General features: G+C 71.8%; 11 protein-coding genes and 1 pseudogene. 3 read left to right on the forward strand and 9 right to left on the reverse strand.

Annotated features, from left to right (window positions below):
• Positions 1 to 16 precede the first annotated feature (16 nt).
• Entirely contained in the window at positions 17 to 1,492 is a 1,476-nt protein-coding gene (locus tag HEP81_RS07030) for a class I adenylate-forming enzyme family protein (RefSeq protein WP_037659547.1), read from the reverse strand.
• A 155-nt stretch (positions 1,493 to 1,647) separates the two neighbouring features.
• Between HEP81_RS07030 and HEP81_RS07035 the strand changes: the two genes are divergently transcribed.
• On the forward strand, positions 1,648 to 2,949 hold the full coding sequence (locus HEP81_RS07035; protein ID WP_051850421.1) for an RsbRD N-terminal domain-containing protein: 1,302 nt from the start codon (positions 1,648 to 1,650) through the stop codon (positions 2,947 to 2,949).
• A gap of 82 nt (positions 2,950 to 3,031) precedes the next feature.
• Complete coding sequence (locus tag HEP81_RS07040; protein ID WP_037659545.1) at positions 3,032 to 3,409, forward strand: hypothetical protein; 378 nt, start codon at positions 3,032 to 3,034, stop codon at positions 3,407 to 3,409.
• A 129-nt stretch (positions 3,410 to 3,538) separates the two neighbouring features.
• On the opposite strand, the pseudogene HEP81_RS07045 reads toward HEP81_RS07040, so the two are convergent.
• The 3 genes and pseudogenes from HEP81_RS07045 to HEP81_RS07055 all read right to left on the reverse strand — a co-directional run.
• Positions 3,539 to 3,967: pseudogene (locus HEP81_RS07045) on the reverse strand (LysR family substrate-binding domain-containing protein); the annotation flags it as partial.
• A 39-nt stretch (positions 3,968 to 4,006) separates the two neighbouring features.
• On the reverse strand, positions 4,007 to 5,335 hold the full coding sequence (gene lysA / locus HEP81_RS07050) for a diaminopimelate decarboxylase (protein ID WP_037659542.1): 1,329 nt from the start codon (positions 5,333 to 5,335) through the stop codon (positions 4,007 to 4,009).
• Between the two features lie 77 nt (positions 5,336 to 5,412).
• Positions 5,413 to 5,763, reverse strand: coding sequence for an SAV_915 family protein (locus HEP81_RS07055; RefSeq protein ID WP_037659540.1), 351 nt, complete (start codon positions 5,761 to 5,763; stop codon positions 5,413 to 5,415).
• Positions 5,764 to 6,051: 288 nt separating this feature from the next.
• On the opposite strand from HEP81_RS07055, the gene HEP81_RS07060 reads away from it, so the two are divergent.
• Positions 6,052 to 6,618 (forward strand): universal stress protein, encoded by a 567-nt coding sequence (locus tag HEP81_RS07060; protein WP_037659537.1) that lies wholly within the window; start codon positions 6,052 to 6,054, stop codon positions 6,616 to 6,618.
• Positions 6,619 to 6,802: 184 nt separating this feature from the next.
• Here the strand turns inward: HEP81_RS07060 and HEP81_RS07065 are convergent, their stop codons facing one another.
• The 5 genes from HEP81_RS07065 to kdpF all read right to left on the reverse strand — a co-directional run bounded on the left by HEP81_RS07065 (position 6,803) and on the right by kdpF (position 12,141).
• Positions 6,803 to 7,486, reverse strand: a complete 684-nt coding sequence (locus HEP81_RS07065; RefSeq protein ID WP_037659535.1) for a response regulator — start codon at positions 7,484 to 7,486, stop codon at positions 6,803 to 6,805.
• Positions 7,487 to 7,623: 137 nt separating this feature from the next.
• Positions 7,624 to 8,256: a potassium-transporting ATPase subunit C gene (locus HEP81_RS07070; RefSeq protein ID WP_037659534.1), complete on the reverse strand. Its 633-nt coding sequence runs from the start codon at positions 8,254 to 8,256 to the stop codon at positions 7,624 to 7,626.
• A 5-nt stretch (positions 8,257 to 8,261) separates the two neighbouring features.
• The gene (gene kdpB, locus HEP81_RS07075) at positions 8,262 to 10,388 is read right to left on the reverse strand and encodes a potassium-transporting ATPase subunit KdpB (RefSeq protein WP_172636817.1); all 2,127 of its coding nucleotides are present in this window, start codon (positions 10,386 to 10,388) and stop codon (positions 8,262 to 8,264) included.
• Entirely contained in the window at positions 10,388 to 12,049 is a 1,662-nt protein-coding gene (gene kdpA / locus HEP81_RS07080) for a potassium-transporting ATPase subunit KdpA (protein WP_037659532.1), read from the reverse strand. Before kdpA ends, kdpB begins: the two co-directional genes overlap by 1 nt.
• 2 nt (positions 12,050 to 12,051) lie before the next feature.
• The gene (kdpF, locus tag HEP81_RS07085; protein WP_037659531.1) at positions 12,052 to 12,141 is read right to left on the reverse strand and encodes a K(+)-transporting ATPase subunit F; all 90 of its coding nucleotides are present in this window, start codon (positions 12,139 to 12,141) and stop codon (positions 12,052 to 12,054) included.
• Positions 12,142 to 12,340: the final 199 nt, after the last annotated feature.

Here is a 12,340-nt window from a genome sequence, read left to right on the forward strand (position 1 = left end):
CGGAGGGGCGGCGGCTTCAGCCGGCGGGGGTGAGTACCCGGCGGCGCAGCGCGGGCTTGTCGGTCTTGCCGACGGGGTTCCTCGGGAGTTCGGGCAGGACGAGGATCTCCACGGGACACTTGTACGGCGCGAGGCGCTCGGCGGCGAACGCGGCTATGTCCGCAGGTAGTTCGCCGGTGCCGTCGCGCAACGCGACGAAGGCGACCGGGACTTCGCCGAGCACGGGGTCGGGGCGGCCCACGACGGCGGCCTCGCGGACGGCGGGGTGGCCGTGCAGCACGGTCTCGATCTCCTTGGGGTAGACGTTCTCACCGCCCCGGATGATCATGTCCTTGACCCGGTCGACCAGGACGAGATAGCCGTCCTCGTCCAGGCGCCCCAGGTCACCGGTGTGCAGCCGTCCGCCGCGCAGCGCCTTCGCGGTCTCCTCCGGGCGGCCGAGGTAGCCGTGCATCAGGGTGGGGCCGCTGATGACGACCTCGCCGATGCCGCCGTCGGTGACGGTACGGCCCCGCTCGTCCACGATGGAGACGGTCTGCCCGGGCAGCGGCAGCCCGACCGTGCCGGGTTTGCGGGGGCCGTCCAGCGGGTTGGACGTGGAGGCGCAGGTCGCCTCCGACAGGCCGTACCCCTCCACGAGCCGGAACCCGAACCGCTGCTCCACGGCGGCGATGAGTCCCGGTGGCATGGGGGCGGCGCCGCAGACGGCGAAGCGGAGCGAGGAGGTGTCCGGCCGTACCTCGGGCGGCAGGTCGGCCAGCATGGCGTAGATCGCCGGGACGCCGGAGAAGAAGGTGGGGCGGGCCCGCTCCAGGGCCCCGAAGAAGCCCTTGGCGCTGAAGCGGCCGACGAGGGTGGCCTGTCCCCCGGCCCGCAGCGGGGACAGGACGCTCACCACGATGCCGTTGACGTGGAACAGCGGCAGGATCAGCAGGCTGTGATCGGCCGGGGTGAGCCGCATCGTCTCGATCATCGCCTCGGTCATGGCGTCGATGTTGCGGTGCAGGAGCTCGACGCCCTTGGGACGGCCGGTGGTTCCGCTGGTGTAGATGACGAGCGCGAGCGCGTCGCCGTCGGCGGGCGGTTCGGGCAGGAGGCCGAAGTCCGGTGCAGGAGCGGCCAGTTCGGGCAGGGTGAGCGGGGTCGTGGCGGCGGGGAGCCCGTCCGGTGCCTCCTCCGTGACGACGACCCGGGCGCGGCAGTCGTCGAGCTGGTACGCGGTCTCGGTCGCGGTCAGCGCGGGGTTGACCGGGGTGAGCGCGGCGCCGAGGCGCCAGGCGGCGAAGAGGGTCGCGACCAGCTCGACGCGGTTGGTGAGCTTGACCGCCACGATGTCCCCGGGGCGCACCCCGCGGTGGGCGAGGTGGCGGGCGTAGCGGTCGATCAGGTCGGCGAAGCCCGCGTTCGAGAGGGTGCCGTGGGCGTCGTCGGTGAGGGCCGGCGCGTTCGGGGCTTGTTCGCGGCGCACAGCGGGCAGGCGGCTCAGGTTCATGCGGGAAGGCACCTCTGGTTCGGGTGACGGGCAATTGGACGTGACCGTAGAGCGTTTCGGCACCGGGTAGCCACGGCCGCGGGGCACAAGGTGGGCGGCGGCTTTCGTGCCGCGCGCACGAACGCCTGGATCCGGCCACCCCGTAGGGTGCGGCCATGGAGGCACAGCGGGCGTTGGTACGTCAGGTCGGCGACCGGGTCAGGGAGTCCCAGGAGGCCCTGGTCGAGGGGCTGGTCCAGGACATTCGCGCGCAGATCGGCGCGCTGGACCAGGAGGCCGCCGCGCGCTCCCTGCTGGAGGCGAGCATCACGGAGAACGTGGTGGCCGCGATCAACTTCCTGCGGCAGGGCATCGATCCGGGACAGCTGGAGGCGCCGACGGCCGCGCTGGCCTACGCCAGGGTCCTCGCCCAGCGCGATGTGCCCCAGTCCGCGCTCATCCGCGCCTACCGCATCGGCCATCAGCGCTTCCTCGACCACACCTTCGCCCTGCTCGACGATCTGCCGGCCGCGGACCGGGTGCCGGTCTGTGTCGAACTGGTGCGGCTGTCGGGCCAGTTCATCGACCTGATCTGCGAACAGGTCGGCCGTACCTATGAGCGGGAGCGCGACCGGTGGGTGGCCAGCCGCAGCGGGGTACGCCAGCGGTGGGTGACCGATCTGCTCGGCGGGGGTCCGGTCGACCGGGCCGCCGCCGCACGGGCGCTGCGGTATCCGCTGGACGCGGTGCACCTCGCCTGCACGCTGTGGCCGGCCACCCGGATGACCTCCTTCGACCTCGTGGCCGCGGTGGACGACGTACGCGCCCACACGGTCTCGGCGCTGCGGGCCCGGGCGGCGCTGGTGGTGCCGACCGACGAGTACGAGGCGCGGCTGTGGCTGGCGCTGCCCGGACCGCCCAACGCGCCCGCGTCACCTCCGGGTTCGGCTTCGAGTTCAGCTCCGGCATCGGCTTCGGCGCCCGGGTACCTCGGCGCCCCGGAGGGCAGCCCGCTGCACGCCGCCTTCGGCCGTCCGGGCGCCGGCCTGGGCGGCTTCCGGACGTCCGCGCGGCAGGCCGCCCGGATCAGGGAGATCCTGGGCACGCGACTCGGTTCCGGCACCGCGGCGGCCCCGCTGTGGGTGCACTACGACCAGGCGGCACCCGTCGCCCTCATGGCCGGGGACCTGCCCGCCGTCCGCGACTTCGTGACGAGCACCCTGGGCGCCCTGGCGGCGGCCGGTGCGCGCGAGGCCGTACTGCGCGACACCCTGCGGATCTTCCTCGACCGTCACCGGGGCCACGCGGCGACGGCCCGAGCGATGAGCCTGCACCGCAACTCCGTCCAGTACCGCGTGCACCGGGCCACGGCCCTGCTCCCGCGCGGCGAGCGCGACCTGGCGGACGACTTCAACGTCCGTGCCGCGCTGCTCGCCGTGCACTGGCTGGGCGACGCGGTCCTGGCGACCGGGTCCTGAGGGCGCCGCGCGGCCCGGTGCGCCGTGATCGGGAGGCGGCTCGTGGGTCGAAGGCACACGAAACGGCTGGTATTACTGGGGCATGCAGGAAGAGACCGCACGCTCCGCGATCGACACATTCATCTCCGCATTCAACGCCTCGGACGACAGCTATGTGACCACCCTGCTCTGCCAGGCCCTGACCTCGGACGTGGTCTTCTGGGGGCCCTTGGGCCGCAGCGAAGGGATCGCGGCGGTCGAGCGGTTCGTGCTGGACATCCGGCACCACCCGGCGGGGACCGGCACGATGGTGCGCTGCTCGGCGGTGGACATGCCCGATGAATGGGCCCGGTACCAGTGGGTCTTCACCACGCCTGACGGCGGCCCCCGCCTGGCGGGAACGGATGTCGTCCATCTGCGACGGAGCCTCATCGACCAGATCATCGTCTTCGCGGGGGAGATCGAGCCGATCGCCTCCTGAGCCGCCCCTCGCGGTTCGGCCGGGGTGAACTGCCGCGGCGAGCCTTCCCGGTCGGAGCACCAGTCGGTGACGCGGCGGGTGATCAGGTCCAGCAGACGCAGCACGGCGGCGTCGGAAGACGTAGCTGTACAGGCCCGTGAGGTCGTCGGCCTCGGTGCGGGCGCGCGGAATGAACCCGGCGTCATGGCAAGCGAGTTGGAACTGCTGGGCCAGGGCGGGCAGGGCGCCGGGGGCGGGCAGTACGAAGTCCTCGTCGCGCAGCTCGGCCAGGTCGATGACATCGGCGCCGGCCAGACGGTGGTCGTGGGGCAGCGCGGCGGCGATGCGCTCCACCGGGAACGCCTCGCTGACGATCTCGGCGGACAGGTTCGAGGGGGCGCGCAGGAACCCGAGGTCCAGGGCGCCGGAGCGGACCATCTCGGCGATGTCGGCGGGCGTGTCCTGGTGCAGATGGACGCGCAGGCCCGGCAGTTCCTCGGCGGCGGCTGGCTCATGTGCAGACGTTCGGCGGCGCGGCCGAAGTGCTCCTCCTCGGCGACCACCGCGCGACGAGAGCACGGCCGCCCCGCCGGAGCGCTCCGGCGGGGCGGCCGTGGTTCACAGGCCCACGTCGCGGCGGCGGATGTCCTCCAGGGACTCCCGGCGGACCAGCAGCCGGGCGCGGCCGTCGCGTACGGCGACCACGGGCGGGCGGCCGACCAGGTTGTAGCCGGAGGCCATGGAGAGGTGGTAGGCGCCGGCGACGGGTACGGCGAGGAGGTCGCCGGGGCGGATGTCGGAGGGCAGTTCGGCGTCGGCGGCGAGCACGTCGCCCGCCTCGCAGTGCCGGCCCACGACACTCGTGCGGACCGGGTCGGCCGCGCTGTGCCGGCCGATCAGCCGGGGCGCGTACCGCACGCCGTACAGGGCGGGGCGCGGGTTGTCGCTCATGCCGCCGTCCACGGCCACGAAGACGTGCTCGCCGGTGTGTTTGACCGACAGCACCCGGTAGAGCGCGATCCCGGCGGGGCCCGCGATCGCGCGGCCCGGTTCGATGATCAGACGGGGCACCGGCAGTCCGGCCGAGGCGCAGGCGTCGGCGAGTTCGGCGCGCACCTTGCGGGCCAGCGAGGTGAGGTCCAGGGCCTGCTCACCGGGCCGGTAGGCGATGCCGTGGCCGCCGCCGAGGTCCAGTTCGGGCAGCACCACGCCGTACTGCCCGTACAACCGGGCCATCAGTCCGACCATCCGGCGCACGGCGGTCAGATACGGCTTGACGCCGGTGATCTGGGAGCCCAAGTGGCAGTGCAGGCCGGTGAGTTCGAGGTTTGGCTGATCGAGGATGCGGGTGAGGGCGTGCAGGGCGTAGCCGTCCCGGATGGAGAGGCCGAACTTCTGGTCCTCGGTGCCGGTGCGGATCTTGTCGTGGCCGCCCGCGCTGATGCCGGGGACGACTCGCACCATCACCTTCTGCTTTCCGTCCGGCCCGACGGCGGCGGCAAGCCGGGCGATCTCCGAGGGGCTGTCGATGACGACGCGGCCGACGCCCAGGCGCAGCGCGGCCTCCAGGTCGCGGGGGGTCTTGGCGTTGCCGTGCAGCACGATCCGCTCGGGCGGGAAGCCGGTGGTGACGGCGAGTTCGAGTTCCCCGGCGGAGCAGACGTCGAGCCCGAGGCCCTCCTCCTCCATCCAGCGGGCCATGGCCCGGCACAGGAACGCCTTGGCTGCGTAAAGGACTTCGGCGTCGGGGAAGGCATGGCGGTAGGTACGGCAGCGGTCGCGCACCTCGGCCTCGTCCAGGATGTAGACGGGGGTGCCGAAGCGGTCGGCGACCTCGGCGAGCGGTACGCCGCCCACCGCGAGGTCGCCCGCGCGGGGTTCGGTGGTGGACGCGGGCCAGACCGACAACGCGTCGGTGGTCGTGGGTAGTTCGTGGACCGTGGTCATCTCGGCGTTCCTCTTTCGGGCGGGCCGGCGTCGGGCGTTGCGTCGTCGAGCGTTGCGTCGTCGGGGGGAGACCGGGCTCAGGCGATCCGGGCGGTCCGCGGCGCGCGGGCGGCGGCCGGTGCGGACGGTGACACCGGGGCGGGCGCGGGGGCGGTGAACTGCGGGTCCACCGTGAGGACGGTGATGCCGAGCGGTGCGGTCAGGGTGCGCAGTTCGGCCTCCGCGAGGCGGATATAGGCGTGGCCGGAGCCGAGGGTGACGGTGAGCCGGCGTACGGAGGTGAAGCCGACGGCGGTGCGCTCGCCGAGCGGGGTGCGGAAGAGCCGTACCGCGCACCCGGAGGGTCCCGGCCGGACCGGGACGTACAGGGATCCGGCCGGGAAGGGTTCGGGGGGCTCGGGGTCGTCGCCGTGGCGGAGTTCTGTCATGAGGTGCCTCCCGTGAGGCAGGGAGCGTGGAGTCTGGGAGACCCCGGACGCGGGGAGGCGGTCCGGGGTTCGCTGTCGACGGTATGCCCGTGCCACCCGGTTGCCGGACCCTTCCTGACGTGACGCTGACGGGGATCCGGGCGGCTTTGACGGGTTGCTGACGACCCCGCCGGGAGGGCCGCGGACCGGGCGTCAGCGGGGCGCCAAGAAAGGGCGTACGCCCTGTTCCGGGGCCTGGAACGGGGGTGTGATGGAGGGGATCCCCGAGAACCGCAGAAGGTGGCAGCGATGTCCGAGTACCAGGAGTCGACGGCGGCGCGTGTGCTGGTGGGGGTCAGCGGCTCGCCGGGCAGTCTCGCGGCGCTGGGGCGGGCCGCCGTCGAGGCCCGGCTGCGCGGGGCGGAGCTGTGGCCGGTGACGGCCTGGGAGCCGCCCGAGGGGGATCTCGCCGCGCGCCGCTTCCCCGCCTCGGCCGCGCTGGCCCCGGAGTGGGAACGGCTCGCCAGGGAACGGCTCCTCGACGCGCTGCGCGCCGTGTTCGGCGACGCGTCGACCGGGCTGCCCGGCGGTGCGCTCGTCGCCCGGGGCGCCCCCGGGCCCGCGCTGGTGCGCCTCGCCGGGCGCGACACCGACCTCCTGGTGATCGGCACCGGCGGCCGCGGCCGGCTGCGCCGCGCCCTGTGGCCCTCGGTGAGCCGCCACTGCCTCGCCCACGCCACCTGCCCGGTCCTCGCGATCCCGCCCTCCCCCCTGCACGCCGCGCTGACACACGCCCACCGCCGCAATGCGTTGCGGCTGCGCTTGGACAGCGGTGACGTGGAGCGGGAGTTCGGGATCGCGCCGCCGGGGGTGTGAACGGGGGCCGAGGGGGCCTGGGCGGCCCGGAGAGGGAACCGGCAGTTCTGGGCTGAGCCGCGCTGTGGCTGGATCGCCCTGGAGCAGAGTCGTCCGGGAGTTGAGTCCGGGGCCCGGGCCGCCCGGTGGCTGAATCGGCGCCGAACCGCCGCCCGGACGGAGGCCGCGTCAGTCCCGGTTCCGGTCACGCCTCGAAGCGGTACCCCATCCCCGGCTCCGTGATCAGATAGCGGGGGTGAGCTGGGTCGTTCTCCAGTTTGCGGCGGAGTTGGGCCATGTAGACGCGCAGGTAGTTGGACTTGTTGGCCTGGGTGACGCCCCATACCTCGTGCAGCAGATGCCGTTGGGTGATCAGCCGGCCGGGGTTGGTCACCAGGATCTCCAGGAGATGCCATTCCGTCGGGGTCAGCCGCACGTCCCTGCCGTCGCGCAGTACCTTCTTGGCGAGCAGATCGATGCGGAAGTGCGCCGTCTCCACCAGGACCGGTTCCGGCGCGGCCGGGGCGTCCTCGGTGCGGCGGACCGCGGCGCGCAGCCGGGCCAGCAGTTCGTCCATGCTGAACGGCTTGGTGACGTAGTCGTCCGCGCCCGCGTCGAGCGCCGCGACCTTCTCACCCGACGCCTGCCGGGCGGACAGCACGATGACCGGCGCCCGGGTCCAGCCGCGCAGCGTCCTGATGACGTCGACGCCGTCCATGTCGGGCAGCCCGAGGTCCAGCAGGACCACGTCGGGTCTGCGCGCGGCGGCCAGGCGCAGGGCGGTGGCTCCGTCGGGGGCGGCGTCGACGCCGTAGCGGCGCGCCCGCAGATTGATGACGAGGGCCCGTACGAGCTGCGGGTCGTCCTCGACCACGAGCACCCGGGTCATGAGGGGTCACTCTCCTGTCGTGGAGGTCGTGGAGGTCGTGGAGGGCGTGGAGGGAGCTTCAGGGAGAGCCGCGGGAGCCGGCGCCGCCGGGATGTCTCCCGGGGCGCCGGCTCCCGAGTGCGGGTGAAGCCGGGCCGTCACCGCCCGGCGGTGAGGTCCCGTAGCGCGATGTTGAGTTCGAGGACGTTGACCTGCGGCTCGCCCACGAAGCCGAGGGCGCGGCCCTGGGTGTGCTCCTTCACCAGCCGCTCGACCCGCGCCACGGACAGGCCGTTGCGCTCGGCGACCCGGTGCACCTGGAGCTCGGCGTACGCCGGGGAGATGGCCGGGTCGAGGCCGGAGCCGGAGGAGGTGACCGCGTCGGCCGGGACCTGGGCGGGCCGCACGGTGTAGCCGGGCACGGAGTTGTCCTTGACGACCTTCGCCCGGGCGTCCTCGACGGCCTTGACCAGCTTGGGGTTGTCGGCCGCCAGGTTGGTCGCCCCGGAAAGGACCAGTTTGTAGCGGGTGTTGACGGAGTTGGTGCCGAGGCCGGCGGCGGGCCGGGGCTGGAAGTACTTGAGGCTGTAGCCCTGTTGGCCGATGAGGGAGGAGCCGACGACCTTGCCGTGCGAGGTGATCTCGGAGCCGTTCGCCCTGCCGGGGAACAGCGCCTGGGCGACACCGGTGACGGCCAGCGGGTAGAGGACGCCGGTCACCACGGTCAGCACCAGCAGGGCCCGCAGGCCCGCCCAGAGCAACCGGGCGGTGTTCGTGACGGAGTTGTTCATGGCGATCAGCCGATTCCGGGGATGAGGGAGATGAGCAGGTCGATGAGCTTGATCCCGATGAAGGGGGCGATCAGACCGCCGATGCCGTAGAGGCCGAGGTTGCGGCGCAGCATCTTGTCCGCGCTCATCGGCCGGTACTGCACGCCCTTCAGGGACAGCGGCACCAGCGCGATGATGATCAGCGCGTTGAAGATGACGGCGGACAGGATCGCGGAGTCCGGCGAGGACAGCCGCATGATGTTCAGCTTGTCCAGGCCCGGGTAGACGGCCGCGAACAGCGCCGGGATGATCGCGAAGTACTTCGCCACGTCGTTGGCGATGGAGAACGTGGTCAACGCGCCCCGGGTGATGAGGAGTTGCTTGCCAATCTCGACGATCTCGATCAGCTTGGTCGGGTTGGAGTCGAGGTCGACCATGTTGCCGGCCTCCTTGGCGGCCGACGTGCCGGTGTTCATCGCGACGCCGACGTCGGCCTGCGCGAGCGCGGGCGCGTCGTTGGTGCCGTCACCGGTCATCGCGACCAGCTTGCCTCCGGCCTGCTCCCGCTTGATGAGGGCCATCTTGTCCTCGGGGGTGGCCTCGGCGAGGAAGTCGTCGACGCCCGCCTCCTGGGCGATCGCCTTCGCGGTCAGCGGGTTGTCGCCGGTGATCATCACGGTCTTGATGCCCATACGGCGCAGTTCCTCGAACCGCTCGCGCATGCCCTCCTTGACGACGTCCTTGAGGTGGATGACACCGAGGACGCGGGCGCCGCGCTCGTCGTGCACGGCGACGAGCAGCGGGGTGCCGCCGGCCGCGGCTATCTTGTCGGTCAACTCCTGCGCGTCCGCGCCGACTTCGCCGCCCTGGTCGCGCACCCAGGTGATGACGGAGGCGGTGGCGCCCTTGCGGATCCGGCGGCCGTCCATGTCCACGCCGGACATCCGGCTCTGCGCGGTGAAGGCGATCCACTCGGCGTGCTCCAGCTCGCCCTGGTGGCGTTCGCGCAGCCCGTAGCGCTCCTTGGCGAGGACGACGACGGAACGGCCCTCGGGGGTCTCGTCCGCCAGCGAGGACAGCTGGGCCGCGTCCGCGACCTCGGCCTCGGTCGTCCCGCGCACCGGCACGAACTCGGCGGCCTGGCGGTTGCCGAGGGTGATGGTGCCGGTCTTGTCCAGCAGCAGGGTGGAGACGTCACCGGCGGCCTCGACCGCACGGCCCGACATGGCGAGCACATTGCGCTGCACCAGCCGGTCCATGCCGGCGATGCCGATCGCGGACAGCAGCGCGCCGATGGTGGTCGGGATCAGGCAGACCAGCAGGGCCACCAGGACCACCATGGTCAGGTGGGTGCCCGCGTAGTCGGCGAACGGCGGCAGGGTGGCGCAGGCCAGCAGGAAGACGACGGTCAGCGAGGCCAGCAGGATGTTGAGCGCGATCTCGTTGGGCGTCTTCTGCCGGGCCGCGCCCTCGACCAGGCCGATCATGCGGTCGATGAAGGTCTCGCCGGGCTTCGTGGTGATCTGGATGACGATCCGGTCGGACAGCACCTTCGTGCCGCCGGTGACGGCGCTGCGGTCGCCGCCGGACTCGCGGATGACCGGGGCTGACTCGCCGGTGATCGCCGACTCGTCCACCGAGGCGACGCCCTCGACGACATCGCCGTCACCGGGGATGATGTCGCCGGCCTCGCACACCACCAGGTCGCCGATGGTCAGCGCGGTGCCGGGGACCTGCTCCTCGGCACCGTCCACCAGCCGGCGGGCGACGGTGTCGGTCTTGGCCTTGCGCAGGGTGTCGGCCTGGGCCTTGCCGCGGCCCTCGGCGACGGCCTCCGCCAGATTGGCGAAGATCACCGTCAGCCACAGCCAGGCGCTGATGGTCCAGCCGAACCAGTCGCCGGGGTCCTTGAAGGAGAACGCGGTGGTGAGGATCGAGCCGACCCACACCACGAACATCACGGGCGACTTCACCATCACCCGGGGGTCGAGCTTGCGCATCGCCTCGGGCAGGGACTTCAGGAGCTGCTTGGGGTCGAAGAGGCCAGCTCCGACACGGCTCTCGTCGGTCTTGTGCCCGGTGGGCGCGTCCTGGTGGGGCGCAAGAGTGGGAGTGGACATCGCGTCCTCGTGGGATTCCGTTCGGGTCGTCATCACGCCAGCCCTTCGGCGAGCGGGCCCAGCGCGAGCGCCGGGAAGTAGGTGAGGCCGGTGACGATCAGGATCGCGCCGACCAGCAGGCCGGTGAACAGCGGCTTGTCGGTGCGCAGGGTGCCGGTGGTGGCCGGTACCGGCCGCTGCCCGGCGAGGGAGCCGGCGAGCGCGAGCACGAACACCATCGGCAGGAACCGGCCGAACAGCATCGCGAGCCCGGTCATGGTGTTGAACCAGTCGGTGTTGGCGTTCAGACCGGCGAAGGCCGAGCCGTTGTTGTTCGACGCGGAGGTGAAGGCGTACAGCACCTCGGAGAACCCGTGCGCGCCCGGGTTGAGCATGGAGTGCGGCGGGGTCGGCAGCGCCATCGAGGCGGCGGTGAGGACGAGGACCAGCGTCGGGGTGACGAGGATGTAGCAGGCGGCGAGCTTCATCTCGCGGCCGCCGATCTTCTTGCCCAGGTACTCGGGGGTCCGCCCGACCATCAGACCGGCGATGAACACCGCGATCACGGCCATGATCAGCATGCCGTACAGGCCGGAGCCGACGCCGCCGGGCGCGATCTCGCCCAGCATCATGCCGAGCATGGTGATGCCGCCGCCGAGGCCGGTGAAGGAGGAGTGGAAGGAGTCCACCGCGCCGGTGGAGGTGAGCGTCGTCGCCACCGAGAAGATGGCGGAGCCGCCGACGCCGAAGCGGGTCTCCTTGCCCTCCATCGCGCCGCCCGCGGCCTGGAGCGCCGGGCCGTGGTGGGAGAACTCCGCCGCCATCATCAGCAGGGTGAAGCCCACCCAGATGGTGGCCATCGTGGCGAGGATCGCGTAACCCTGCTTCACCGAGCCGACCAGCACACCGAAGGTGCGGGTCAGGCAGAACGGGATGACCAGGATCAGGAAGATCTCCAGGAGGTTGGTGAGGGCGGTGGGGTTCTCGAAGGGGTGGGCGGAGTTGGCGTTGAAGTAGCCGCCGCCGTTGGTGCCCAGTTCCTTGATGGCCTCCTGGGAGGCGACCGCGCCGCCGTTCCACTGCTGGGAGCCGCCCATGAACTGGCCGACCTCGTGGATGCCGGAGAAGTTCTGGATCGCGCCCGCGGCCACCAGGAGTACGGCGGCCACGGCGGCCACCGGCAGCAGGATCCGCACGGTGCCGCGCACCAGGTCGGCCCAGAAGTTGCCGAGTTCACCGGTGCGGGAGCGGGCGAAGCCGCGCACCAGGGCGACCGCCACCGCCATGCCGACCGCGGCGGATACGAAGTTCTGCACGGCCAGACCGGCGGTCTGCACCACGTGCCCCATCGTCTGCTCGCCGTAGTACGACTGCCAGTTGGTGTTGGTCACGAACGACACGGCCGTGTTGAACGACTGCGCCGGGCTGACCGAGGAGAACCCGAACGAGCCGGGCAGCATCCCCTGGAACCGCTGGAGCAGGTAGAGGAAGAGGACGCTCACGGCCGAGAAGGCGAGGACCCCGCGCAGATAGGCGGGCCAGGTCATCTCGGCGTCCGGGTTCGCGCCGATGCCCTTGTAGATCCACCGCTCCGCCCGCAGGTGTTTGGGAGAGGTGTAGACCCGGGCCATGTAGCCGCCGAACGGTATGTACACGAGCGCGAGCACGCCGATCAGGGCGAGCAGTTGCAGGAAGCCTGCGAGTACGGGGCTCACCGTCAGAACCTCTCCGGGAAGATCAGGGCGAGGACGAGATAGCCCAGCAGGGCGACGGCCACGATCAGGCCGACGATGTTCTCGGCGGTCACAGCTTCGTCACCGCCTTGGCGACGAGAGCCACCAGCGCGAACGACACGATCGTGGTGACGACGAAGGCCAGATCGGCCATCGTGAACTCCTGGAATGAGGTGCGAAAGAAAGCGGACGGTTAGAGGAAAACGCCTCCCTGGCCGGTTCTGGTCGCCGTTGACGGCCCTCTTACGGCGGCCCCTTCGCCTTTGACGGGTC

It is taken from the genome of Streptomyces griseofuscus (genome assembly GCF_014673495.1).
In the GTDB taxonomy this organism is placed as follows: Bacteria; Actinomycetota; Actinomycetes; order Streptomycetales; family Streptomycetaceae; genus Streptomyces; species Streptomyces murinus.

What these genes read in the sequence shown, in the direction of transcription:
- lysA (WP_037659542.1), bottom strand. Translation starts at nt 5,335, where the DNA reads ATGACCACGGTCCACGAACTACCCACGACCACCGACGCGTTGTCGGTC.
- HEP81_RS07035 (WP_051850421.1), top strand. Translation starts at nt 1,648, where the DNA reads ATGGAGGCACAGCGGGCGTTGGTACGTCAGGTCGGCGACCGGGTCAGG.
- HEP81_RS07055 (WP_037659540.1), bottom strand. Translation starts at nt 5,763, where the DNA reads ATGACAGAACTCCGCCACGGCGACGACCCCGAGCCCCCCGAACCCTTC.
- HEP81_RS07065 (WP_037659535.1), bottom strand. Translation starts at nt 7,486, where the DNA reads ATGACCCGGGTGCTCGTGGTCGAGGACGACCCGCAGCTCGTACGGGCC.
- HEP81_RS07030 (WP_037659547.1), bottom strand. Translation starts at nt 1,492, where the DNA reads ATGAACCTGAGCCGCCTGCCCGCTGTGCGCCGCGAACAAGCCCCGAAC.
- HEP81_RS07070 (WP_037659534.1), bottom strand. Translation starts at nt 8,256, where the DNA reads ATGAACAACTCCGTCACGAACACCGCCCGGTTGCTCTGGGCGGGCCTG.
- kdpB (WP_172636817.1), bottom strand. Translation starts at nt 10,388, where the DNA reads ATGACGACCCGAACGGAATCCCACGAGGACGCGATGTCCACTCCCACT.
- HEP81_RS07040 (WP_037659545.1), top strand. Translation starts at nt 3,032, where the DNA reads ATGCAGGAAGAGACCGCACGCTCCGCGATCGACACATTCATCTCCGCA.
- HEP81_RS07060 (WP_037659537.1), top strand. Translation starts at nt 6,052, where the DNA reads ATGTCCGAGTACCAGGAGTCGACGGCGGCGCGTGTGCTGGTGGGGGTC.